Genomic DNA, 22,537 nt, shown 5'->3' on the forward strand with positions numbered 1-22,537 from the left:
TTACGCAAGGGCAACTCAATGCCGTGGCCAGGCGTTTGAACGGAAGGCCGCGAAAGACTCTAAACTTCGAAACACCGGCCGAACGATTTCATCAATTTGTTGCAACGACCGGCTGAAACCGCAACCCAAGGCGGACATCAGAATTTAAACGCTCGACAGGGGGTAGATGGTGTCAAAGCTTTCCGCAATTTCACTTATCGCCTCACTGCTGTGCTTCTCTCGCGTGGCGGTGGCCGGAGATGAGTTGCACGCCATCATGTGGCCTAAGACGCTCGTGTCACCACCCACCGATCTGCGCGTTGATGACATTCGCATTGTGCTGGCTTGCGGTGAATTCAGGGCGCTCAGAAACATACCGCCAGACTGGAACGCCGAGGTCACACGACCCGTCTCCGGGCAGTCCGAACTACATCTATCGGCGGGACACGGCGCCAGTGACTTGCCCAGCTTGAGTTCTCTGAATGGAGTGATAGTTGTCTCTGGGGGTGCCGAGAAGTGCTTCGATCTTGCGGCTACCGTCACAACCCAAACGACAGAGAAGAAGCTGACAACAACCGACATTTCGTTGGCCCGAGAGGCTCGCTGAGATGTCTGCTTCCGACTGGCTGCACATGCGGCGGATGGCCGGGCCGTTGTCCTTGCGGAAGTCTGCGATGGTCTTGAAGTCGGACGCACAGCGGCCGGTCAGCTAGATCAGTTCCAGGTTGCGCTGGGCCTCACGCTCCAGTCGGCGGCTGGACGGGACGCGGTTGAGATAGCCGTAGATATAGATCTTGAGCAACGTCGCCGGGTGATAGCCGGGGCCGCCGGTGACGGCTGGCGAGACCCCTTCAAAACCCAGCTCGCCGAGATCCAGCTCGTCCACAAAGACATCGATGACCCGCGCGGGATTGTTGTCGTCGATGTAGTTGTCCAGCCGTTCGGGGAACGGCACGCTCTGCGACCGATCCACCCCTTCGACGAATCGCTTCATGCGACACTCCGAAACCGGAGCAGACATGGCCGTGCTGTCCTAACAAGAGATTGGAGATCATCCGTTGAAGCCGAGCACTAGCGCGAACCTTGCTTTAGCCCTAATCCTCGTTGGGTGGTTTCTTATGGGCTACGGATACCTGATGTCGATACGGGACTTTAGTCGTACCAGTCCTGCGGACTGGCAAGCGGCTTAACTATGCAAGAGCGACGCTGATGACAGATGTAGGGCTTGCTGTTGCGGCACTCTCGCTTTGGCTTTCTGGCCTTGCATTTCACGGTGCCAAGCGCAGAGCCATCGCCGTTGCATGTTTATTTTTCTTGCCTTTTGGCGTGGTTGTTGCCTGATTCGCCCGGAATGCCCTCTGAGGCCAGCATTAGTAGCCAACGTCCGCTTCCGCCCCGCAGCGGACTTCCCCCATCGCCAACTCCGGCCAGCTCCAGCAGTGCGCGCCAGCGCCAGCACGCTATTCGGGCCGTGCCGGAATAGGGTTCAATCATCCCCGGAATTCGCGCGCTGGTGGCCTGAAGAGGCATCGCTCCCCTTCATGGCAGCCTTTGGAATTGACGCTTAAGCTCGCGTCGCCTATGGTCTAGGCGATGAAACGCGTGTGCATCATGTCTTCGCTGATTATTTACGCCACACGGTATGTGGTGGGTTAGCGTGCGTTTCTAAGTAGCTAATAACCCGCCCTGGAGGCGGGTTTCTTTGGCTCCGGGGCATTTAACGCCGATAGGAGCCTGTCATGAACTGGTATAGCGATCATTCTGCCGTTCTCCATCTGGTCTGCGGCAAGATTGCTGCCGGAAAGTCCACGCTAACGCAGCATATCGCCACGCGCCCGCACACGGTGCTCATCAGCGAAGACAGTTGGTTGTCGACGCTCTACGCCGGCGAAATCCGTGCGCTCGACGATTACGTGCGCCGTTCGCGGCAGCTGCGTAGCGTGCTTGCTTCCCATGTGGAGGCGTTGCTTTTGGGCGGCCTGTCGGTGGTTCTCGACTTTCCGGCGAATACGATCGGACAGCGGCAATGGATGAAAGACATCATCAATCGCGCCGGTGTCGCCCATGAACTGCACTACCTCGATATCACCGATGAGGTGTGCAGGACGCGCTTACGCGCCCGGAACGCGTCGTGTTCTCACCCCTTCGCGCCGACGGATGCCGAGTTTGACGAGATCAATCGACACTTCACGCCGCCGACCGACGAGGAGGGCTTTCACATCGTTCGCCACGAGCCTTAGCCCGTAGCGCGTTGCCATCCCGGGATCACTCATGGGCTTGGAATCACGATGTCAAAGCCAGGGCCGGCGCGTTGTCCTCGACAAGGATGGGAGCCGGCTCATGTGTCACTACGCGATCGGGGTATTGCCATGCCTGGATCTGGTGCCACAGGCGATCGCCCGCCACCACGCCATCCGCGCGTTTGGGGTCGGCGCCGAGCAGACGGGCGACCCGGCCGATCTCCGTCTCCATGGGGTACCGAGATTCCCTGCCCGTGATTGAACGCAACATGGCGGACTCGGCATGCTCCAAGTCGTGCACCGTGTAGTGCGTGGTCGCGTAGCGGGTGACGATGGCCGCGGCTTCGCCCATGGCCACGTACGAGCCGGCCAAGGCCTCCTCGATGTCGCGGCCTTGGCGGAGATCGACCTTCCAGCCACCGGGCAGGCTGGCCACGCCACGAACAACGGGTACCACGCAGGTCATGTCGCCCAGATGCCTGAGCACGGAATCGCCCGAAGGGCTGGCTGTCGCCAGGGGGAGGTCCGGGCGCGTCTCGCTGCGGCGGGCCGAGAGAATGTAGACGCGCATGTGCTGCCTGCATTCCTCGATGAACTCCGCCGCCTCGGCATTGGGCGGGGTGAACATGGGATCGCGCTGCAATTTTCGTCGCCAGCTCTGATCGACCATGGCGGCACCCAGGGCCATGCCACCAAGGAGCGCCATGACAAACATGAGGGTCATCAACACATCTTCACTCCTGTCTAGACCCTAAGGGCATCATGGACTGCCTGTCTGGACAATCACGGTGCAGCGACCGGAGGACCCGCAGGCGCATGCCCTCAATATGTCGGCGAGGTGGAGCAGAACCTGAGGCGGTGGCCGCATCAGCCGAAAAATATCCAGGGGTTGAAGGGCTTGGGTAATTCGCTGGGTTGCCAGCCGGTGGTGACAGCGGGTGGTTCGGGGAGCCATCCGCCCCGAGCATGGTGGCCGGGCTGGCGCGTGGGATTCGTCGCCGGCATGCTGCGAGGGCCGCGGCGTGGGTGCCCCGTCGCGGATGCGGTCTATGTATCGACCATGCAGCGGATGCACAGCCTTGCGTGATGACGTGGAGAACAGAGTGATCAGGACGATTTTCTTTGACTACGACGGCGTGCTCACGACGGACAAGAGCGGTTCCGCGACCACATTTGGCTATTTGAGCGAGACGACAGGCATTGCGCTGCCAACCATCGCTGCCGCGTTCGATCCGCACCAGGTGGATCTACTGATGGGCAGGACCAGCTATGCCCGCATCTGGCGCCAGGCTTGTGAGGTGATAGGCAAGCCGCTCGATATCGGCTTGCTCGCCGGTGCGTTTGGTAGCACGCCAACGAATCAAGCGATGTTTTCGCTTGCCAAGCGTCTGAGGGGCAATGTTTCGGTCGGGATCATCACGGACAACAACAAGGAACGAATGGATTACCTCAGGGAGCGCCAGGGCCTGGACAGCCTGTTCGATCCCATCGTGGTTTCCGCCGAAGTGGGCGACGGTAAACGTAACCCTGCGATTTTTCTTCAGGCGTTGGACCGCGCTGGCGCGAAGCCTGACGAGTGCATCTTCATCGATAATAGCGAGGGAAATCTGGTGACGGCACGTGCTTTGGGCATGCATGTCATCTTCCACGATGATGAGAGGAACGACATGGAGGCGCTTATGGCGGCGCTGGAGTCGCTGGGTGCAGGTGTGGATCACGGTTAGTCGATGCGCTTTGGCAGGTTCCATGGCCGCATGTTCCATGCATGCGGCTGCTGGTGCAGTTTGATCTGGCTGGTAGGCAAATTTCCTATGGAAGGCGATTCCGATGAGCATTGCGGCGATCGTTACTGTCTGCGCACTCGCGTTGATAGCGGCGCTTTGGTTCTTTTCCCGATGGGCGGCGCGTGGGGCGAAGCGACGGACACTGCGGATCGTTGCCGCTGTCCTTTCGCTTTTCTGCCTTGGGTTGCTGGGGCGCTACCTGATCTTCAACGACGCGGTTCCGTGGCATAGCGCGATACCGCGAAGCCTCGTGGAGGATGTCGTGTTGCCTAGCTACGTGCTGCTTCCTTTTGCAGTGAGCTTTTGCGTGGCGCAATGGCTCACCGCGCGACGCTTCGCCCCCACCGGGGTGCGCTACCTCTCGTTTGCTATCGGTGTAATCCTTGTGCTGCTCACGCCGTTGGAGGTTCTCATCGTGAGCTGTGGCATGGCGGGCGCGTGTTTGTAGATGGCAGGTCAGTACCGGCCATCTACTCCAAGAGGCCGCTCACTGTAGCTACCGCCGCGTAAAGCCATCGTCGCTCCAGCCTTCGCTGCCTACGCCGTGCCTGACGAAGAACAGGCCTTCGGGGTCGTAGCGATGCTTGGCGGCCGCCAGACGCGGGTAGTTGGCGCCCCAGAACGAGGTTTGCCAATCGCGTTCGAAATAGTTGCTCTCCGAGACATAGGAGCCGGCACGAGGCGCTACCTTGATGAGGCTGTCCATCGAGCGATCGATGGCGGCGGCTTCTTGGCGGCCCTTGGCGAGGTCGGGCTCGGTGCCAGGCATGCCAGGGAAGGCCGGGTCGCCTTCGCTGCCGGAAATGGCGAGCGCAAAGGCGTCCATGGCGCCCGGGTTCATGGCGGTGTCGCGTGAGCGTGCGATGGCTTCCGGCGGCGCACCGGCCAAGCCTTTGTTGAAGTGCAGCGAGAAGCCCCAGTGTCGCGTGGCGGCGAACATGGCGTCACTCAAGCTATCAATCTGGCGTGCATCGAGCAGCGATTGCGGCAACCATGCGGAGCGGTAGCCGTAAATGAACTGGCCCACCTGGCCTTCGTCGCCAGCCCAGAGCACATGGTCGCGCGGCGCACCGATGCGTCGATCCGGCACGATCAAATTCGGCGCGTGTTCGCGGAAGAAATCCGCGTCCCAGAAGTGCCGGGCGGGCAGCGCGATGACCTTGACATCATCGTGAATGTGCCAATCAGGACGCGCCTGCACCGCCGCCAGGAACGGTGCCCATACCTGCTGCGCCTGGGCCTGGTTCAAGCCTTGGAACACCATCGACAGTCGCACCACGTTGTCACGGCGAAACACGATCTGCTCGCCCCAGTGCGGGTTGCACAGCGCATCGCGGTAGAAGCGCATGATGTGCGCGATCAGTGCGCGGTAGGCTTCATCCGAATCGGCCTTGATGGCACCGAATACCGCGCCGAAGGTCTCCGGCAGCTCGTGCGTGCGCAGCGTGAGGCGCGTCACCACCCCCAGGCTGCCACCACCCCCGCCTTTGATGCCCCAGAACAACTCGCGGTCTTGCTGCGGGTTCACCACACGCAGCTTGCCATCCGCCGTCACCACTTCCGCCTCCAAGAGGTTGCTCGCGGCGGTGCCGAAGTTTTTGGAGAAGCTGCCGAAGCCGCCGCTCTGCACCAGGCCAGCCACGCCCACGGTGGTGCAGCCGCCGCCTTGTACATAGCGCCCACCGCGCGTGGTCACCGCGCCATAGGCGTCTATCCACATGGCGCCCGCCTGCACGGAGACGGCCGGCAGTGGCGCCAGCTTGCCCGCGCACGCTTGCGGCACAAAGGCATCGTGCAGGGTGATGGCGTTCATGTGGCGGGTCCACACGAGCAGGGAATCGGGCGCGGCGGAGGTGCCCTGGTAACTGTGGCCGCCGCCCTTCACCACCAGGCGCAGGCGATGCTGGCGGGCAAAGTTCACCGCGGCAACCACGTCCTGCGCGTTCTCCGCGGCCACGGCGTAGACGCTGGGGTGCGAGGTCCAGGCATCCACCCAGCCGCTGGTCTGGGTGAGGGCCGGGGTGTCGCCCAGGTAGTAGGGGTTCTTGATCTGCGCCAGCGCCTCCTGGCAGGCGGCGTTCTGGGCGGTGCACGCATCAAAGGGCGAATGCAATGCCTGCAGCCGGCCGCCTACGGCGTCCTTCAACTGGTCCCACTGGGCGGCCGAAGGCCAGCCGGGGTCGGCTGGCCGCACACGGGCGCGGAGCGCGCCGGCGGCTTTGCGCGCCGATGTGGCCGACGCGATACCAGGCGACAAGGCCCACGGCAGCAGCGGCAGGGTAAGGGCGGTCTTGAGCAGGTCGCGGCGATGCATGGCGGTTCCCCGGGTGACGAATGCCGCCACTGTGCGCCTGCTGCGCTGGCGGACAAGCGCATAGTGATGAATGGTGGCCACGCTGGGACGAATGGCGGGCGGCCGGGGCGGCCCGGACAGACGTTGGCGATAGCTGCCGTGGCCTACATAATCGGTGATCCCACCCAGCGCGGAGAGTGCACGTGAAACGACTGACCTGGCTGTTGTGCCTGCTGACCGGTTTGGTGGCGTCGGCCTGGGTGCATGCCGATGCGGCGCCGTCGTCCCATTGGAAGCCGGATATCGACGCCTTCGTGGCCGCCGACAAGGCCCATCCGCCGGCACCGGGTGGCGTGCTCTTCATCGGCAGTTCGTCCATTCATTTTTGGAGTTCGCTGGCGGCGGACTTCCCGGGCATCCCGGTCATCAACCGTGGCTTCGGTGGCTCGGCGCTGCCGGACTCCACGTATTACGCCGATCGCATCGTGTGGCCGTACAAGCCACGGGTGATCGTGTTGTACGCGGGTGACAACGACATGGCCGAAGGCGCCAGCCCGGCCCAGGTGCTGGCCTCGTTCCAGGCGTTCGTGGCGCGTGCCCGGCAGGGCGTGCCCGGCGTGCCGGTGGTATTCGTGTCGATCAAGCCCAGCATGGCGCGCGTGGCGCTGTGGCCGCAGATGAAGCAGGCCAATGACCTGATCCGCGATTGGGCGGCCACGCAGAAGGATGTGCGCTTCGTGGACATCGCACCGGTGATGCTGGACGCCCAGGGCAAGCCGCGCGCCGAGCTGTTCCGGGACGATGGCCTGCACATGTTGCCGGCTGGCTACGCGCTGTGGATCGCCGCGCTCAAGCCGGTGCTGGCACAGTACGGTTTCGTCACGCACGTGGCGGCTCAGTAAACCAGCGCGCGCGCCTGCACGAAGGCGAAGAAGAACACCGCGTTCGGATCGTTGCGCACGGCCTGCATCTCCTGCCGCATGCCCTCGACCGTCGCGGTGTCCACCGCGCCGGTCGCTACCAACTGGTCGGCGGCCGACAGCAATAGCTCCTCCCAGAATTCGATCATCTGCTTGCGCTTGCCGGGCTGGCGGTTGTCCAGGTGGAAGCTCTTCACCTCGGTCTGCACGTCGCGGTAGCCACCGGCCAGCAGCAGATTGCCCAGTTTGGCGCCGATGAACGGATCGCCGCCGCTGTCGTATTGATGATCGTTGAAGGCCATCCAGTAGCGCAGCAGGTGGGGCGAATACGGGTCGAGAAAGAATGAGCTGTTGAGCACCTCAGTCACGTACACCACCGCGCCGGGACTCAATACGCGGCGCAGCTCACTCAGTACGCGCGCAGGGCTGGGCATGTGTTCCAGCACCCAGCACAGATAGGCCGCGTCGAAGCTGCGATCGGCAAAGGGCAGGTCGGTGGCGTCGGCCTGCTGCAAGGTGTAACGGGCGCTGCACCAGGCGGTTTCGCCGAGGTTGTGCTCCGCGGCGCCAAGTTGCGCCGCGGAGCGGTCCACGCCCGTCACATGCAGGTTGGGAAAGCGCCGCAGCAGAATCTCTGTCTGCGCGCCCACGCCACAACCCACTTCGAGCAGACGTGACGCCTCGCTGTAGTCGATATGACTGAACAGCGTGGTTTCGAACATGCGCGCCTGACGCATGAGCCGCGATTGCTCCTCGGAGGAGAAGCCGTGGATATAGGGAAACTCGCCGGTCACGATGCTGTTCATGGGCGCCCCTCGGATGCGTTGCGCACGTTACGCCCACCCGCGTGAAGGTGGCGAGTCAGCGCGGATCAGGGTCGGTCGTGGCCAGCGGGCGTGCAGTGGGGTGTGCCTGGATAAAGGCCAGCACATCGTCGAGCGTGGGCGCTGCATTATGCATGGGGCGGGACAGGGCCAGCAGCACGCCCTCGTGACCCACATCGCGATAAAGCCGTAGCGTCACGTCGCCGTGCTGGGCCAGCTCCGCCTGATTCAGCGCGATGGCATTGCCTGGCACCACTTCGTGATCGGCCATGCCTTGCAACAGCAGCATGGGCGGTTCGCTGCCACGCACATGTGCCACTGGTTCGCCTTCGCGTTGCTGCGCAACCGTGTGGCCGAACACGGCAAGCATGTCCTTGTCGTCCGGCGCGATGGGGACGAACGCATAGCAGCCCGCTAATCCGATGAAACCGGCAAGATCTTGGGGCTGGAGCCGGTATTTGCCCAGCCACTGGGGATCGGTGGCAAGCAACGCGGCGATCTGGCCGCCCGCGGAATGACCCATCACGAATATATCGTCCGACGCGCCACCGAATTCCTTGGCGTGTTTACGCACCCAGGCCACCGCGTGCGCAGCGTCGCCCATGAAACCGGCCAGTGGCACTTGCGGCACTTTGCGATAGTCCGGAATCACCGCCACCACGCCATGCGCCGCCAATGCCGTGCCTACGAAGCGATACCAGGCACGTTCGCCACGCGCCCAATCACCGCCGTAGAAGAACACCACGACCGGGGCGTGCATGGCATGCACGGGCGCATACACATCCAGCGATAGTTCGTGGTTTTCATCGAATACGATGTCGTGCGTCTGGGCGATGCCGCGATGGGGGTCGGTCGCGTTCAGTCCGGCAAACAAGGTGGCCTGGCAGCCACTGAGTGCCAGCATGGCCACCAGCGCCAGCACCCACCGGTGCGGCAGCGCGTGTCGAGTGGCGTGGCGAAGTAAAACCATGGTCGGCGTGATGATCGACGAAGGCATCGATGATGCCTCAGTGCGCCACGCAAGGGCTTGCGATACGCAGCCTCAGGCAGCTATCCGCGCGTCGCTGGACAGTGCATCGAAGTAGTCGCGGGTGAGTTGCAATTGCTCGGGGGCGCTTTCCGCGCGGTTCACCACATGGCGAAAGGCAGCGTTCTCCGGGCGATCCTTGGCGTACCAGCCCAGGTGCTTGCGCGCGATGCGCAGGCCCTGCAACTCGCCGTAGAACGCGTAGAGCTGCTCCAGGTGATGCACCAGGATCTCGCGTACCTGCGCCGGCGTCGGTTCCGGCAGGGTCTCCCCGGTGGCGAGGTAGTGGGCGATTTCGCGAAAGATCCAAGGCCGCCCCTGTGCGCCGCGCCCCACCATCACCGCGTCGGCACCCGTGACATCGAGCACGTGGCGCGCCTGCTGCGGGCTGGTGATGTCGCCGTTGGCCAGCACGGGAATGCGCACGCTGGCTTTCACCGCGGCGATGGTGTCGTACTCGGCCTCGCCTTCGTATTTGTCGGCGCGGGTGCGTCCGTGCACCGCCAGCGCGGCGATGCCGGCGTCCTCGGCGATGCGCGCAATGGTGAGCGCGTTCTTGTTGTCGCGATCCCAGCCGGTGCGGATCTTCAGCGTTACCGGCACATCCACCGCGTCCACTACCGCCTTGACGATGCGCGCCACCAGCGGCTCGTCCTGCAGCAGGGCGGAGCCCGACCACACATTGCAGACCTTCTTGGCGGGGCAGCCCATGTTGATATCGACGATCTGCGCGCCGTTATCGGCGTTGTAGCGCGCGGCCTCGGCCAGCATGCCGGGGTCGTAGCCGGCGATCTGCACGCTCACCGGCTCCGGCTCGCCATCGTGGTCCATGCGCTTGAGCGACTTGCGCGTGTGCCACAGGCGCGGATCGGCCGTGGTCATTTCGGACACGGCCAAGCCCGCGCCCAGCCGTTTGCACAGCAGGCGGAAGGGCTTGTCGGTGACCCCGGCCATGGGGGCGAGCACCACGGGCGGGTCGATGCGGTAGGGGCCGATCTGCATCCGGTTATTGTAGCGGCAGCATCCATTCGCCGCCGGAAAGGGCCTGCGGGCTTACCCGGCGTGGCCCCGGGGGCGTCGAATGCCCCCGATGCCGTCGGGCGTTGCTCCGTGCGCTCAGCCCTCGCCGCGAGCGGTTTCCATCTCGGCAATCTGCTTGCGGGCGTTGTCGTTGCCAGGATTCAGCTCCAGCGAGCGCCGGAAATTGCGCAGCGATTGCGGGATATCTCCGTTGGCTCGATGGGCCTCTGCGAGGCTGTCGAAGGCATTGGCGCTCTGCGGATGCTGTTCGGTGTTGAACGTGAACACGCCGATGGCGTCCTTGGCGCGCTTGGCCCGTAGCAGGCTGTAACCCCAGCGATTGACCTCGCTCTCGGACAGCGACAGTTGCGGATACGTGCGGTGCACCTGGTTCACTGCTTCACCGACCTTGGCGTAGCCCGCCTTGTCCAGTGCCATCTTGAGGGCGGTGAACCCGGGCGATTCCCCCCATACGCGGCGAAAGATCGCGTCCGACATCTCCCACAACTGGCCTTGCAAGCTGGGGCCGCTGCGGTTGGCCATGATGACGATGCCGTAGTTCGAGTCGGGGAACAGTTCGACCAGGCTGGAGAAGCCGAGCGTGCCGCCGGTGTGACTGAGGCGCGGTTCGCCGTCCATGGTGGTGCCGATGACCCAGTTGTAGCCGATGGTTTTGTCGGCGCTGCTCCAGGCGGGTCGATGGGTGAGGGCGATGGCGGCGTCGCCGCTCTTCAGCTGCGCGGTGATGTAGTGCGCCATATCGTCGGCGCTGTAGTGCAACCCGCCCGCGGGCAGGATCGCCGTGCCGTTCATGGGCGGCGCCACGCCGCCGTCATCGCCGTAGCCGGTTGCCCGCAGTGCCTGTCGCTCATGGCTCGCGCCGCTCTGCATGCCAAACGGCTGTTCGATGCGACGTGCAAGCAGGGTTTCGAAGGGCTGCCCTTCCAGCTGAGACACCGTCACGCCGACTAATTCGGCTGCCACGTTGGAATGCCTGGCTGCCGTACCGGGTTGCGTCTGTAACGACACGCCCTTGAGGTCGTTGAGCAGGGCCTCCTGCGTCAGGTCATTGAGCGACTGGGCGATCTTCGCGGTTCTCTGCTCGGGCGGTACACCTTGGATGATTGCGCCAAAGTCGGGAAGGTTGTCGGGCAGCCCGCTGGTGGTGGAGACCAAGTCAATCAGGCGAATCGGGCGTCCCTGGTAGGCAAGGTTGGCGTAGTCGCCGGGCAAGTATCGATGCAGCTCGTCGCTGGCTTTGGCCTTGCCGGCCACAATTGACTGGGCCAGCAACAGGCTGCCAAAGGTTTTGCTGATGGAGCCGATTTCGTAGACGGTGTCCTTGGTCGGTGCCTGCGGCTTTTCCCGCGACACCGTGCCGAAGTTGTAGAACGTGGTCTTGCCATCCCGTACCACCGCAATCGAAAGGCCGTCGCTTCGAGCTTGCTTGATGAAGGCCTCGCCTTCGGTCTGCACGACCTTGCCAAGCTCCTCGCCACCGGGCGCGGCATCACGGGCAGGGGCGGGTGGCCCGGCCAGGGTGCCGATTGCCAGCGCTAGGGATGTAGCCAGTAGTCGAGTCATGACATCGTCCTTGGAGTCGCCGCGGGCCCCGGTACGGGGCAGGTGGCCCGACCATAGCGTCATGGCGGGTCGGCTACCGCGTGGCACCAGTCATGCCAACCTTTTCGGCGTTGCCTGCATCGAACGGCAGGCGTCGTCGCCGACATGGCCCTTCGAGGTCCTGATGGCAGGCTCGCCGTTGCGCTCCACGGCGGCCGGACCATTCACCTCGACGCAAGCGCTTTTTCGCTAGTCTCGCTGCTTCGTGGATAGGGGCATCTACATGTTTATGCGCAAGTTTTTGCTGGTGTTGGTGTGTTTTCTGCCGGCCTTGGCCGTGGCACATCACGAAGACAAGGGCGGCCCGGGGCTGCGCGATGCCACGGTGCTGATCGTGCGCCATGCCGAAAAGGCGAGCGCGGGGGACGGGCTAAGCCCGCAAGGTGAACAGCGTGCTATCGCCTATGCGAGCTATTTCGATCCCTGGCGCGACGATCGCGAAACGCTGATGCCGCAGCGCTTGATCGCCACGCGTGACAGCAAGGAAAGCGCGCGGCCCCGGCTTACCCTTACGCCGCTGTCGCAGCGTATCGATTTGCCGATCGAGCAACCCTTTGCGGATGACCAGGTGGACGAGCTGGCCAAGTCCCTGCGCAGGGATAACCGCGCCAATGTGGTGCTGATCGCCTGGCACCACGGCCATATCGACAAGCTGATCGATGCGCTGGGCGGCAACGCCGGCCATGTCATTGGCCGTAAGTCGTGGCCGGAAGACGTCTACAACTGGGTCGTGGTGTTGCACTTCGACCACCACGGCGAGCTGGATGGCAACCGCAGCCGCGTGGTGGTCGAGCCGTTCTAGAGCGACGCTTAGTGTGCGCTGCTGGCGGCGGTGGCCTGGACGCTGGCCGGGTCGTGCTTGTGCTTGAACAGCAACATGAACAGCACCGCCACCACCAGCGAATAGATCGCAAAGGTGAGCCAGATGCCGTGCCAATCCTTGCTCTGGTCCGGCTGCGTGAAGAACGCTTCGATGATCAGGCCGCTGAGCGAGCTGCCCAGCACCGCACCGATGCCGTTGGTCATCAGCATGAACAGGCCCTGCGCGCTGGCGCGGATGGAAGGGTCGCTCTGGCCTTCCACGAACAGCGAGCCGGAGATGTTGAAGAAGTCGAACGCCATGCCGTAGACGATGCACGACAGCACGATCATCCACAGGCCGGAACCGGGGTTGCCATAGGCAAACAGACCAAAACGCAACGTCCACGCCAGCATGCTGATGGTCATCACCGTCTTGATGCCGAAGCGGCGCAGGAAGAACGGAATAGCCAGGATGAACAGCGTTTCCGAGATCTGCGAGATGGACATGATGATGGCCGGATAGCGCACCGACACCAGATTCTTGTATTCATCCATCTTGGCGAAGTCGTGCAGGAACGTATCGCCATAGGCATTGGTGAGCTGCAGCGCCGCGCCCAGCAACATGGCGAACATGAAAAACACGGCCATGCGCGAATCGCGGAACAGCTTGAATGACGTGAGGCCGAAGGTATCCAGCCAGGACTGGTTGGCCTTGCGCTGGAAGCGCGGCGGACAGGCCGGCAGGGTGAAGGCATACAAGCCCAGCAGCAGCGATGCGCCCGAGGCCACGTAGAACTGACCCGAGGAAGTTTCCAGGTGCAGCAGGCTCACTGTCCACAGCGCCGCGATAAAGCCCACCGTGCCCCACACGCGGATCGGCGGGTAATCCTTGATGATGTCCTTGCCGTCACTCTTGAGTGCGTTGTATGCCACCGCGATGGAGAGCGAGATGGTGGGCATGTAAAACATCATGTTGACCAACATCACCCAGAACATCAGGCCGGGCGACTGCACCATGGGCACCGTGAACAGCACCACCGCGCCCATGATGTGGAATAGGCCGTAGAGCTTCTCGGCGTTGATGTACTTATCGGCGATCACGCCCGCGATGGAGGGCATGAACAGGGAGGCGATGCCCATGGTGGAGAAAATCGCGCCGAACTGGGCGCCCGACCATTGTTTGGTCTGGAACCAGTACGCGCCAATGGTGAGCAACCACGACCCCCACACAAAGAATTGCAGGAAGTTCATCGCAATCAGGCGGAGTCGAAGGCTCATCAGCGTCTTTGGTATTCGGTCGAAATAGGTCGAGTGGGGCACGCCCATACCGCCAGGCCGGGCACTTACCGGGCCTGTAGCGGTGGTCGGGTGTTCCCCTGCAGAGGGCCAAGGGCGTCCCAAGGCCGTGCCAAAATAGCGGCAGACTAGAGGACCCATGCGGTGGCGACAAGCTGCGCCGCCGCGAAATCCTGCGCTTGCTGCCCCCAAGGAGACTATTGTGAGCCTGTTCTTGACCATTGCCGTGGTGCATCTGGTGGCCCTGCTGAGCCCAGGCCCGGACTTCTTTTTCGTGTCGCAGACCGCCGTGAGCCGCACGCGCCGCCAGGCGCTGTTTGGCGTGGTGGGCATCACCCTGGGCGTGGTGGTGTGGTCCGCGCTGGCGCTGGCAGGCCTGCAGTTGGTGTTGCAGCGGTTGGCCTGGCTGGAGCGCTTGATCAGCGTGGCCGGTGGCCTCTACCTAGCCTGGATGGGTGTAAAGATGTTGCGCGGCGCGCTGAAGGCGCCCGACGCATCGGCGGGTGAGCCTAAGCCGGAATTGCAGCAGAGCGATTGGGCCACCCTGCGGGCGGGCCTGCTTACCAACCTGTCCAATCCCAAGGTGGTGATCTACTTCGGCAGCGTGTTCTCGGCCTTTCTGGGCGACGGCGTGAGCGCCGGCACGCGCTGGGGCCTGTGGAGCATGGTGGTGGTCGAGACCCTGCTGTGGTTCACCCTGGTGGCCGGGGTGTTCGCCCTGCCGGCCATGCGCCGTGGCTATCTCAAGCTCTCGCGCTGGATTGATGGCCTCGCTGGCGCGGTGTTCGTGGCCTTTGGCCTGCACCTGATCCTTGCGCGGCGCGCGGGGTAAGCGGGCTTTCGTTGCGGGCCGGTTTGAGCGGTAGAGCGGTTGCCTGGGCGGGCACGCTGCCCAGTCACCCAGCTCACGGCAGCAATTTCCCCGGGTTGAGAATCCCTTCGGGGTCGAACGCGGCCTTGACGTTGCGCATCAGGTGCAGGGTGCTCGGTTCCAGCGCCAGGGGCATGAACTCCTTTTTGACCAGTCCAATGCCGTGCTCGCCGGAGAGCGTGCCTTCCAGTGCAATCACCAGCGCGAACACCTCGGCCAGGCAGGCGTGTGCGCGTTCACGCTCCGCCTCATCGCGTGGCAGCAGGTTCACGTGCAGGTTGCCGTTGCCGGCGTGGCCGAAACTCACAATCAGCACGTCGTGCTTTTTGGATAGCGCCTTGATGCCGTCCACCAGTTCGGGGAGGCGGCTCACGGGAACCACCACATCCTCGTTGATCTTGTTGGGCGAGATGGTGCGTTGCGCCGGCGATAGTGCCTTGCGGGCGGACCACAGGGCGGCGGTTTCCTCGGCGGTCTCGGCGATCTTGAGCTCTTCCAGGCCTTCACCGCGGGCTGCACGCGACACGGCTTCCACGGCACTGGGCAGGGTATCCGGCTCGCCGTCCACTTCGATCATCAGCATGGCGCCGGCCACCGGCACGCTGTCGCCGCCGTGATCGCGGGCGAGCTTGAGCGCCACGTCATCGATGAATTCCAGTGCACAGGGCGTGACCGGCTGCGCCATGATGCGTGCCACGGCGCGCGCGGCCGCGCCGACGCCGCGATAAGTCGCGCGCATGGTGCGCAGTCCGGTCGGCTTTGGGGTGAGCTTGAGGGTGGCCTCGGTAATGAGGGCCAGGGTGCCTTCGGAGCCGATCAGTAAACGCGTGAGGTCGTAACCCGTGGCGCCCTTGCTGGTGTACGTGCCGCAGCGGAAGCCCTCGCCGGTACCCGCCACCGCGCGCAGGCCCAGTGTATTTTCGCGGGGGCTGCCGTACTTCACCGTGCGCGGCCCGGCCGAGTTGCAGGCCAGGTTGCCGCCGATGCTGCACCAGGGCGAGGACGTGGGGTCGGGTGGCCAGAAGAAGCCGTGTGGCTTCAGTGCGGCTTGCAGGTCGCCGTTCAATACGCCGGGTTCCACCACCGCAAGGCGGTTGTCCGGATCGATGCGCACGATGCGATTCATCCGCTCGAAGCTCACCACCACGCCGCCATCTACCGGCACTGTGGCACCGGTGGTATTGGTGCCGCGGCCGCGTCCGATCACCGGCACGCGATGCGCGCGGCAGGCCTGCACCAGCGCTTCTACCTGCGCATGCTGGGTGGGAAATACCACTGCATCGGGCAGGGCATTTCGGCGCGAGTTGTCATAGGCATAGGCGAGGCGATCGCCCATCTCGGTGGTCAGCGCGTCCGCCGCAAAGTGCGTGCGCAAAGAGGCGAGCAAGGTATCCGGAAGGTTCATATGCGCAGTATCCCACCGCTGCGGGGTCAAGGGTGCGTGGCGGGTGGCGCCGCGGGAATGACCGCTTCGATGCGGTCCTGGACGTAGGGGTAGAAGGGATTGGAGCTGATGCGCAGTACCGCGTCGAGATTGAGTACCAGCGCGCCGCGCTCGCCACGCGGTGCCTGTATGCCCAGATGCACGCCAAAGTTCTCGCGGGTGTCGGGCGCGGTGCCGTAGAGCGGGTCGCTGGGCGGGAAGGGCAGGGCGATATGCGACAGCGAATAGATGTCGTCGGGGTAGCGGATCGACAACGGCGCTTCCGTGGTCTGGGTTTGTCCCGCTTCGGTGGTGCGTGTCACCGTGCGGCTGTCGTCCACGGCGGCGTTGGCGACGACGGTGGTGCGGTACGTTCTTGGCGCGGGCGGCAGGAGATTCTGCAGCGCCTGTAGCGAACTGGTGCGCAGCAGCGAGTCGAAGCGGTGATTGCGGTTGACGTCGAACAGTACGATCTCGCTGCCGTTGGCGGGAAGCTGTGCGTACAGTGTTCGCATCACCGCCGAAGCGCGCACGGTGTCGTCAATCACCGATTGAAAGGTGAGGATGGGCGGCAGGCGTTCAAGTTGATGCGCACGCGCCATGCGCAGCATCTCGCTCTGAATCACATCGGTAAGCAGATAGGACTGCCGAGCGGCGTTCACCGGGAACGAGTTGTACTTGAACGGGTTGTACTCGGGCAGCAAATCCAGCCACGCCGCCTTGGCGAAGGCCGGCAGGATCGCCGGCAAACCGGCGAGTCCGGCAAAGCGCGCGAACGAGGTAACGCCGATCATCGGCGAGAGCAGGACCAACCGCGTAGGCATCGGCAATTCGTCATGCTGGCAGGCGTCCAGGGTGTACTTCACCGCGAGCGCGCCGCCGTTGGAATAGCCGACCATATGAATGGGGCGATCCGGTCCCACGCGTCGTCGCGCCTCGCGCATGGCCACGCGTGTGGCGGCCAGCCAGTCCGGCCACTCCACTTCGGTCAATGCGGCCGGCACCGTGCCGTGTCCGGGTACGCGTAAACCAATGGCGATAAAGCCACGCTCGCGATACAGCTCCGCGATATCGCGCAGGCTATAAGGCGAGTCGGTGAGCCCGTGGATCAACACCACGGCACCCACCGGTGTGCCTACCGGTTCAAGCACATAGGAGCGATTCCAATCATGGGCAAAATGCCCTGGATAAAGCGGCGAGCCTTCGAAATAGCGATTGGTGTTGACGCGTTGCGTTGGCGTCAGTTGTTCGCTGACGTGTCTGTGTACCTCGTCGAACACACGTTGTTCGGCGACGAGGTAGCCGGCCCAGTCGGTGGCGTCGATCTCCCCCGCCGTGAGTTCGTGAGGCACATAGGTCTGCCACACCGCCAGCGGATCGCCCCGCTGAGAATCCCATGCCCGTATGGCCAACAGGGGCAGCAGGAAAATCAGCAGAAGCAGCGCCGTCCATTTGCCCAGTTTCACGCAGATGCGAAGCATGGCGCCTCCATGGTGGCCCGTTCGCCGGGCCGTGTCCGTAGTGTGCACGATCGCGTCGTCGAGACGCGGCACGTACCGGCATGCAGGCGGTGGGGCGAGGGGTCCTATTCGGCGTCGAGGCGCAGGAGGCGCGCCCGGCTTACGTTGCCGCGCGCGAGCGCATGAAACTTCCATGTCTGCCCCGGCGCAAGGTCATGCACTTCGTCGGTAGCGCGACCCACGGCACGCCCCTTGGCATCGAAGAGGCTGAAGCTGATGCGCACGACATGGACGCGACCCTGTCCGGTGTTGGTCAGCGTTCCCACCACTTTGTTTCGGCCGGGCGTGACATCGCGCTCAACGCGATACGAACCCACGCGAACGCCTTGCCTTGACGAGGCGGCCGCATGGGCCACGGAAGACATCAAACCAAGACCGAGCAACACAAAGAGAAGGGTACGGCGGGAATTCATGGTGTTCTTGAACATCAACAGGGCAGGCGTCGTAGGTTAGCGAATTCGGCGCGCATTTCGGATGATGGAATCGCCGATTCTGGCGCGCGCATGCCTTGTGCTACTTCACGCGTTCAACAGGTGTTGCGTGTTGTTGACGGCCTGGATGGTGAAGCCCTCATCGACCTCAAGTACATGGACGCCGCACGGTGAGGGCTGGAATAGCCAGTAGCTGGATAGAGGCAGCCCGGCGGCGTGGCATAGCAGCACGCGAATGACGCTGTCATGCGTCACCAGTGCGATGTTCTCGTCGGGATGCGCCTGCAGGATCGTCGCCAGGGCGTCGGTGGTGCGGGCGGCAACCTCCTGGATCGACTCTCCGCCAGGAATGCGGAATCGATGTGGCGCGACCTTCCACAGGCGCGCTTCCCGCGGCCAGCGCTGCTCAACGTCCGATACGGGCAGGCTGCTCCAACTGCCGTAGTCGATGTCGAGTAGTCCCGGATGGGGCCTGCCCTGGAGTTGGTAGGCCTCGGCAAGGGTATGAGCGGTGCGCATGCAGCGGGAAAGCGGGCTGCAGTAGATCGTGTCGAGCTTCCAGTGGGCGGCAAGATAGTCGCGTGTCAGCTCTGCCTGGCGCTGTCCCTTGGCCGTCAAGGCGAGATCCAGTCTGCCTCGAAACGTCGGTGGCTGGATGCCTTCGACTTCGCCGTGGCGAATCAACAGCAGTGTGGTCATGGGTATATTCCTTGGGCGACAGGGCGGGCGTATTGCAGTCTTAGCCCGCGTCGAATGCCTGCTTCCACCACGTCATGATGGCTTGGTCGGCGGGCCCGTCGTAGGTCACCACGTCGAAGCGGCAGGTGTGGTTGGCGTAAGAGGGATGACTGGCGAGCCAGAGCGCGGCAGTCTGAATGAGTTTGGCTTGCTTGCTGCAATTGACCGAAGCGGCCGCGTCGCCGCGGCTGCGGCTGAGCCGGTGACGGACTTCGACGAACACCACCATGCCCCGATCGAGCATGACCAGGTCCAGCTCGCCATAGCGCGTGGTGTAGTTGCGCGCCAGCAAGGTAAGGCCGGCGCGACGTAGTTCATCGCAGGCGCGTTGTTCGAAGACCGCGCCTGCGGCTCGCATCAGTGCTGGGTAGGCTGCTGAGCGTCGTTGTCGACCGGCGGAGCCAGTGCGGGTGCGCTGTCCATCTGCAGGCTGCCGTTGAGTGGTCGCGCCAGGCCATCCTGGAACTTGGCCCACACCAGTACCCGGCGGATGCGGCCGAACTGGTCGGCGGTGAGTTGGCCGCTGGCGCCGGGCAGGTAGCTGCCCGGGTGGGCGCGCAACCAGTCCAGGTACGGCGCGAGGTTCCACGCATCCATGCCGAAGGCAAACAGGCGCGCAGAGGTGCCGCGTGCGGCGGGCAGTTGCGCGGCGATATCGCCGTGGTTGGGCAGGCCCGGCTGCACATCGAACAGCCAAGGGGCGTCGCAGAATTCCACGCCTTCCAGGTCTCGATTGGCGCCGGCGTCGTCCTGGCCGGCATAGATGTGCGAGGTGCCGACCACGGGCAGGCTGATGCGGGCCAGCTTGAGCTGCGGCAACAACAGGCGTGCCTGCTGCGGCTTCATGCTGATGAACAGGCCGGCCGTGCTTGGCGCGGCGGCATCCGGTGCGGTGGTGGGCATGCCCAGGCTGGTAATGGTGGTGGCGTAGTTGACCCCACTGTTGCCAAGGCTGCCCGTGCCGACCACCTTGCCGCCGCGGGCTTCCATTTCGGCCTTGAAGGCCTTGCCGGCGCGCTGGGCGAAGTCATCACCGCTGACGATCACATAGGCATTGGTGAGGCCGCCTTCCATCATGTGATCGGCCGCCTGGGCGCCTTCGGTTTCCGGCAGCAGGCCGAATTCGCTCACGCCATTGGCGGGCAGGCTCTTGTCGTCCGGATGGTTGAGCGCGAGCAGTGCAACGGGAAGTTGCGGCAGGCCGAACAGGGCGGAGACTTCGCCGCGCGTCAGTGGGCCGATCACCAACTGGGCGCCATCGGTCACGGCCTGCTGGTACGCCTTGATGGCGCCGGCGGGCGTGCCGCCGCTGTCGTACACGCGCACTGGCGGACGCGGTATGTGGTTGCGTCCGGCGTCGGCGTAGGCCGCAAAGAAGCCTTCGGTGACGGCGGTGCTGGCCGTGGCGAGGTTGCCGGTAGCGGGTAGCAGCAGGGCTATGTGCGCGGGCATCTTGAAGCCTTCGCGTACGTTGGCGCCTTCGCCGGGAATCATGGTGCCCACTTCCTGTTCCAGCGCAGGTGCGGGGCGGGCCACGGCGATGCCGAGCTGGGTAAGTGCCTCGTTGACCCAGGGCAGCATGCGATCGCCCGGCTGCATGGCGGCGGCGCGCTGCTTGAGCGGATCGACGCCTAGCTGGGTCAGCAGCGACACGATCTGTTTGCGGTTCTGAGCCTGGTCGAGTCCGCCGAGCTTGTCGTCCATCTCCACGCGCGAGCGCGCCGCGCCCCACAGGTCACCGGTTTGCTGCATGGCCTGCGAGCGCAGTTCCAGCAGGCGCAGCTGCAGGGCAGGCGGCACGCTGATGTTGGGTTGGGTGGTGAGCTGTAGCGCGCGGGCGGCGTCGTGTTGCTTGAGCGACACCTCGGCCTGCAGCAAATCCAGGCGCGAGGGTTCATCGCCAGTCAGGTGTTGGCGACGGATCGCTCCCAGCAGCGGGATGGCGCGGTCGAGCTGGCCTTCCTGGCGATAGGTTTCGGCGGCCAGCAGTTGATAGTGATCGCGGTTGCTGCCGGTCTGCGCAAGCGCCAGATAAGCCTGGGCGGCCTCGTCCAGCTTGCCTTGTTGGGCGAGGGCGTCGGCTTGCTGGCTGGCGGCGATCTCGGCGGGCGAGCGCTCGACGGTCGGCGGCACGCATGCGCTGAGGGCCAGTGAAATCAGCAGGGCGAGGCCTGCGGCGCGATGCAAGCGCATAGTCAAATCCCTTTCGAGCTTTTTTGACGACAGGGTCGGCGGATGGGCGATGATAGCCCATTGGATCGCCGCCTCGCGGTGCAGGAAACAGCAAGATGTCACAGATTCAGCCCGGCCAACTGTGGGTGGTGGCTACGCCCATCGGTCATCGCGATGACTTTTCCGCGCGCGCCATCGAAACCTTGCGTTCGGTGGCGGTGATTGCGGCGGAGGACACGCGGCACAGTCGTCCGTTGCTGATGCATTACAACATTGGCACGCCCCTGGTGGCGCTGCACGAGCACAATGAGCGCGAGGTGGTGGACGCCATCGTGCGCCGCCTGCAGGGCGGCGAATCGGTGGCGCTGATTTCCGATGCGGGCACGCCGTTGATCAGCGATCCGGGGTTTCGTCTGGTGCGTGCGGCGCGCGCGGCCGGCATTCGTTGTGTGCCGGTGCCGGGCGCGTGTGCGGCGATAGCCGCGCTGTCGGTGGCGGGCCTGCCAAGTGACCGCTTTGTGTTCGAGGGTTTCCTGCCGCCCAAGGCGGCGGCGCGTCGCACGCGTCTGCAGGAGCTGGCCGGCGACGCGCGGACGCTTATCTTCTATGAGTCCTCCCATCGTGTCGCCGAAAGCCTGGCCGATATGCGCGATGTGTTCGGCGCCGGACGCGAGGGTGTGCTGGCCCGGGAGTTGACCAAGCTGTTCGAGACGGTGCTTGGCGAACCGCTGGCGGAGTTGGCCGAACGCGTGGCGAACGACCCGGACCAGCAGCGCGGTGAATGCGTGATTCTGGTGGCCGGCCGCGGCGAGGAGACCGATGCACGCGAGGCGGAAGGTCGTCGCGTGTTCGCGCTGCTGCGTGAGGAGCTGCCGCCGGCGAAGGCGGCCAAGCTGGCGGCAGCCATTACGGGGGCGCCGCGCAAGCTGCTTTACGAGGGGTGACGCGAGGGTGCGCGCCGCGCTGACGACGTCTCGGTGTCTTCTCAGGCCCTTTGAGCGGCGCAATCCTCTACAATGCGTCTTGGAGTCGGCCGGACAGTCGCGTCGCGCGCAAGCGCATCGAGGAAAGTCCGGGCTCCGTAGGGCAAGGTGCCAGGTAACGCCTGGGCAGCGTGAGCTGACGGCCAGTGCAACAGAGAGCAGACCGCCGAACGGCACTTTCGGGTGCGCGTGGTAAGGGTGAAAGGGTGCGGTAAGAGCGCACCGCGTGCGGGGCTAACGCCGCATGGCACGGTAAACCCCACCTGGAGCAAGACCGAATAGGGGAACGATAACGCGGCCCGCGTTGTTCCCGGGTAGGTTGCTGGAGCCTGGCGGTGACGCCAGGCCGAGAGGAATGACTGTCGCGCCGCAAGGCGTACAGAACCCGGCTTACAGGCCGACTCCACCTCCTTCACGCCGCTCGCCATCCCTGAGTCCCTTCGGACCAGGCGGTGGCGGGTGTGCGGCGATGGGCATGAACAGTCGGTTCATACCACCCAGGCCGGTGTGCCCCGATGGGGCCCTGTGGAAGGCCGGCGAGGTGGCGGGCAATTTGAAAAAATCCCAGCCATTCAAACACCTTCGGGTGTTT

General features: G+C 64.2%; 20 protein-coding genes, 1 other RNA gene and 1 pseudogene. 8 read left to right on the top strand and 14 right to left on the bottom strand.

Features of this window, described 5'->3' with window-relative positions; genetic code table 11:
- Positions 1 to 601: 601 nt before the first annotated feature.
- Positions 602 to 973: pseudogene (locus tag JHD67_RS08290) on the bottom strand (transposase); the annotation flags it as partial.
- A 745-nt stretch (positions 974 to 1,718) separates the two neighbouring features.
- Between JHD67_RS08290 and JHD67_RS08295 the strand changes: the two are divergent.
- The gene (locus JHD67_RS08295) at positions 1,719 to 2,219 is read left to right on the top strand and encodes an ATP-binding protein (RefSeq protein WP_199098704.1); all 501 of its coding nucleotides are present in this window, start codon (positions 1,719 to 1,721) and stop codon (positions 2,217 to 2,219) included.
- A gap of 43 nt (positions 2,220 to 2,262) precedes the next feature.
- Here the strand turns inward: JHD67_RS08295 and JHD67_RS08300 are convergent, their stop codons facing one another.
- Positions 2,263 to 2,943 carry a hypothetical protein gene (locus JHD67_RS08300; protein ID WP_199098705.1) on the bottom strand — a complete coding sequence of 227 codons (681 nt, stop codon included), beginning with the start codon at positions 2,941 to 2,943 and terminating at the stop codon, positions 2,263 to 2,265.
- Positions 2,944 to 3,298: 355 nt separating this feature from the next.
- On the opposite strand from JHD67_RS08300, the gene JHD67_RS08305 reads away from it, so the two are divergent.
- Positions 3,299 to 3,943 (top strand): HAD-IA family hydrolase, encoded by a 645-nt coding sequence (locus JHD67_RS08305; protein ID WP_199098706.1) that lies wholly within the window; start codon positions 3,299 to 3,301, stop codon positions 3,941 to 3,943.
- A gap of 103 nt (positions 3,944 to 4,046) precedes the next feature.
- Positions 4,047 to 4,451 (top strand): hypothetical protein, encoded by a 405-nt coding sequence (locus JHD67_RS08310; protein WP_199098707.1) that lies wholly within the window; start codon positions 4,047 to 4,049, stop codon positions 4,449 to 4,451.
- Positions 4,452 to 4,499: 48 nt separating this feature from the next.
- Here JHD67_RS08310 and JHD67_RS08315 read toward each other — a convergent pair whose 3' ends face one another.
- On the bottom strand, positions 4,500 to 6,317 hold the full coding sequence (locus JHD67_RS08315; RefSeq protein WP_199098708.1) for an FAD-binding oxidoreductase: 1,818 nt from the start codon (positions 6,315 to 6,317) through the stop codon (positions 4,500 to 4,502).
- Between the two features lie 176 nt (positions 6,318 to 6,493).
- Here JHD67_RS08315 and JHD67_RS08320 point away from each other — a divergent pair, with 176 nt between their 5' ends.
- Positions 6,494 to 7,198 (top strand): SGNH/GDSL hydrolase family protein, encoded by a 705-nt coding sequence (locus JHD67_RS08320; RefSeq protein ID WP_199098709.1) that lies wholly within the window; start codon positions 6,494 to 6,496, stop codon positions 7,196 to 7,198.
- On the opposite strand, the gene JHD67_RS08325 is transcribed toward JHD67_RS08320, so the two are convergent.
- The 4 genes from JHD67_RS08325 to JHD67_RS08340 all read right to left on the bottom strand — a co-directional run bounded on the left by JHD67_RS08325 (position 7,192) and on the right by JHD67_RS08340 (position 11,671).
- Positions 7,192 to 8,022, bottom strand: coding sequence for a class I SAM-dependent methyltransferase (locus JHD67_RS08325; protein ID WP_199098710.1), 831 nt, complete (start codon positions 8,020 to 8,022; stop codon positions 7,192 to 7,194). The two genes, JHD67_RS08320 and JHD67_RS08325, sit on opposite strands and share 7 nt — an antisense overlap.
- Positions 8,023 to 8,077: 55 nt before the next feature.
- Positions 8,078 to 9,037: an alpha/beta hydrolase gene (locus JHD67_RS08330; protein ID WP_233171736.1), complete on the bottom strand. Its 960-nt coding sequence runs from the start codon at positions 9,035 to 9,037 to the stop codon at positions 8,078 to 8,080.
- Positions 9,038 to 9,082: 45 nt separating this feature from the next.
- Positions 9,083 to 10,069 carry a tRNA dihydrouridine synthase DusB gene (dusB, locus tag JHD67_RS08335; RefSeq protein ID WP_199098711.1) on the bottom strand — a complete coding sequence of 329 codons (987 nt, stop codon included), beginning with the start codon at positions 10,067 to 10,069 and terminating at the stop codon, positions 9,083 to 9,085.
- A 114-nt stretch (positions 10,070 to 10,183) separates the two neighbouring features.
- Positions 10,184 to 11,671 (bottom strand): serine hydrolase domain-containing protein, encoded by a 1,488-nt coding sequence (locus JHD67_RS08340; RefSeq protein ID WP_199098712.1) that lies wholly within the window; start codon positions 11,669 to 11,671, stop codon positions 10,184 to 10,186.
- Positions 11,672 to 11,933: 262 nt separating this feature from the next.
- On the opposite strand from JHD67_RS08340, the gene JHD67_RS08345 reads away from it, so the two are divergent.
- The gene (locus JHD67_RS08345) at positions 11,934 to 12,512 is read left to right on the top strand and encodes a flagellar basal body-associated protein FliL (RefSeq protein ID WP_199098713.1); all 579 of its coding nucleotides are present in this window, start codon (positions 11,934 to 11,936) and stop codon (positions 12,510 to 12,512) included.
- 8 nt (positions 12,513 to 12,520) lie between these two features.
- Here JHD67_RS08345 and JHD67_RS08350 read toward each other — a convergent pair whose 3' ends face one another.
- Positions 12,521 to 13,789 (bottom strand): nucleoside permease, encoded by a 1,269-nt coding sequence (locus JHD67_RS08350; RefSeq protein ID WP_199098714.1) that lies wholly within the window; start codon positions 13,787 to 13,789, stop codon positions 12,521 to 12,523.
- A gap of 220 nt (positions 13,790 to 14,009) precedes the next feature.
- On the opposite strand from JHD67_RS08350, the gene rhtC reads away from it, so the two are divergent.
- Positions 14,010 to 14,639 carry a threonine export protein RhtC gene (rhtC, locus tag JHD67_RS08355; RefSeq protein WP_343214339.1) on the top strand — a complete coding sequence of 210 codons (630 nt, stop codon included), beginning with the start codon at positions 14,010 to 14,012 and terminating at the stop codon, positions 14,637 to 14,639.
- A 73-nt stretch (positions 14,640 to 14,712) separates the two neighbouring features.
- On the opposite strand, the gene JHD67_RS08360 is transcribed toward rhtC, so the two are convergent.
- From JHD67_RS08360 to JHD67_RS08385, 6 genes are all read right to left on the bottom strand, one after another.
- Positions 14,713 to 16,083, bottom strand: coding sequence for an FAD-linked oxidase C-terminal domain-containing protein (locus JHD67_RS08360; protein ID WP_199098715.1), 1,371 nt, complete (start codon positions 16,081 to 16,083; stop codon positions 14,713 to 14,715).
- Positions 16,084 to 16,109: 26 nt separating this feature from the next.
- Complete coding sequence (locus tag JHD67_RS08365; protein WP_199098716.1) at positions 16,110 to 17,582, bottom strand: alpha/beta hydrolase; 1,473 nt, start codon at positions 17,580 to 17,582, stop codon at positions 16,110 to 16,112.
- A gap of 104 nt (positions 17,583 to 17,686) precedes the next feature.
- Complete coding sequence (locus tag JHD67_RS08370; RefSeq protein ID WP_199098717.1) at positions 17,687 to 18,034, bottom strand: FxLYD domain-containing protein; 348 nt, start codon at positions 18,032 to 18,034, stop codon at positions 17,687 to 17,689.
- A 105-nt stretch (positions 18,035 to 18,139) separates the two neighbouring features.
- Positions 18,140 to 18,751, bottom strand: coding sequence for a histidine phosphatase family protein (locus tag JHD67_RS08375; protein ID WP_199098718.1), 612 nt, complete (start codon positions 18,749 to 18,751; stop codon positions 18,140 to 18,142).
- A gap of 40 nt (positions 18,752 to 18,791) precedes the next feature.
- Entirely contained in the window at positions 18,792 to 19,148 is a 357-nt protein-coding gene (locus JHD67_RS08380) for a YraN family protein (protein WP_199098719.1), read from the bottom strand.
- Positions 19,148 to 20,983 carry a penicillin-binding protein activator gene (locus JHD67_RS08385; protein WP_199098720.1) on the bottom strand — a complete coding sequence of 612 codons (1,836 nt, stop codon included), beginning with the start codon at positions 20,981 to 20,983 and terminating at the stop codon, positions 19,148 to 19,150. The genes JHD67_RS08380 and JHD67_RS08385 overlap by 1 nt, the downstream gene beginning before the upstream one ends.
- 95 nt (positions 20,984 to 21,078) lie before the next feature.
- Here JHD67_RS08385 and rsmI point away from each other — a divergent pair, with 95 nt between their 5' ends.
- Both rsmI and rnpB read left to right on the top strand, forming a co-directional pair.
- A complete protein-coding gene (rsmI, locus tag JHD67_RS08390; protein WP_199098721.1) occupies positions 21,079 to 21,906 on the top strand; it encodes a 16S rRNA (cytidine(1402)-2'-O)-methyltransferase in 828 nt (275 codons plus the stop codon).
- An 81-nt stretch (positions 21,907 to 21,987) separates the two neighbouring features.
- Positions 21,988 to 22,354, top strand: an RNA gene (rnpB, locus tag JHD67_RS08395) — RNase P RNA component class A.
- Positions 22,355 to 22,537: the final 183 nt, after the last annotated feature.

It is taken from the genome of Dyella sp. ASV21, assembly GCF_016428975.1.
Lineage (GTDB): Bacteria > Pseudomonadota > Gammaproteobacteria > Xanthomonadales > Rhodanobacteraceae > Dyella.

Bases quoted from the DNA above. Each gene is read 5' to 3' on its own strand.
- JHD67_RS08295 (WP_199098704.1), top strand. From the start codon at position 1,719: ATGAACTGGTATAGCGATCATTCTGCCGTTCTCCATCTGGTCTGCGGC.
- JHD67_RS08300 (WP_199098705.1), bottom strand. From the start codon at position 2,943: ATGACCCTCATGTTTGTCATGGCGCTCCTTGGTGGCATGGCCCTGGGT.
- JHD67_RS08310 (WP_199098707.1), top strand. From the start codon at position 4,047: ATGAGCATTGCGGCGATCGTTACTGTCTGCGCACTCGCGTTGATAGCG.
- JHD67_RS08315 (WP_199098708.1), bottom strand. From the start codon at position 6,317: ATGCATCGCCGCGACCTGCTCAAGACCGCCCTTACCCTGCCGCTGCTG.
- JHD67_RS08325 (WP_199098710.1), bottom strand. From the start codon at position 8,022: ATGAACAGCATCGTGACCGGCGAGTTTCCCTATATCCACGGCTTCTCC.
- JHD67_RS08330 (WP_233171736.1), bottom strand. From the start codon at position 9,037: ATGCCTTCGTCGATCATCACGCCGACCATGGTTTTACTTCGCCACGCC.
- dusB (WP_199098711.1), bottom strand. From the start codon at position 10,069: ATGCAGATCGGCCCCTACCGCATCGACCCGCCCGTGGTGCTCGCCCCC.
- JHD67_RS08340 (WP_199098712.1), bottom strand. From the start codon at position 11,671: ATGACTCGACTACTGGCTACATCCCTAGCGCTGGCAATCGGCACCCTG.
- JHD67_RS08345 (WP_199098713.1), top strand. From the start codon at position 11,934: ATGTTTATGCGCAAGTTTTTGCTGGTGTTGGTGTGTTTTCTGCCGGCC.
- JHD67_RS08350 (WP_199098714.1), bottom strand. From the start codon at position 13,789: ATGAGCCTTCGACTCCGCCTGATTGCGATGAACTTCCTGCAATTCTTT.
- JHD67_RS08360 (WP_199098715.1), bottom strand. From the start codon at position 16,083: ATGAACCTTCCGGATACCTTGCTCGCCTCTTTGCGCACGCACTTTGCG.
- JHD67_RS08365 (WP_199098716.1), bottom strand. From the start codon at position 17,582: ATGCTTCGCATCTGCGTGAAACTGGGCAAATGGACGGCGCTGCTTCTG.
- JHD67_RS08370 (WP_199098717.1), bottom strand. From the start codon at position 18,034: ATGAATTCCCGCCGTACCCTTCTCTTTGTGTTGCTCGGTCTTGGTTTG.
- JHD67_RS08375 (WP_199098718.1), bottom strand. From the start codon at position 18,751: ATGACCACACTGCTGTTGATTCGCCACGGCGAAGTCGAAGGCATCCAG.
- JHD67_RS08380 (WP_199098719.1), bottom strand. From the start codon at position 19,148: ATGCGAGCCGCAGGCGCGGTCTTCGAACAACGCGCCTGCGATGAACTA.
- JHD67_RS08385 (WP_199098720.1), bottom strand. From the start codon at position 20,983: ATGCGCTTGCATCGCGCCGCAGGCCTCGCCCTGCTGATTTCACTGGCC.
- rsmI (WP_199098721.1), top strand. From the start codon at position 21,079: ATGTCACAGATTCAGCCCGGCCAACTGTGGGTGGTGGCTACGCCCATC.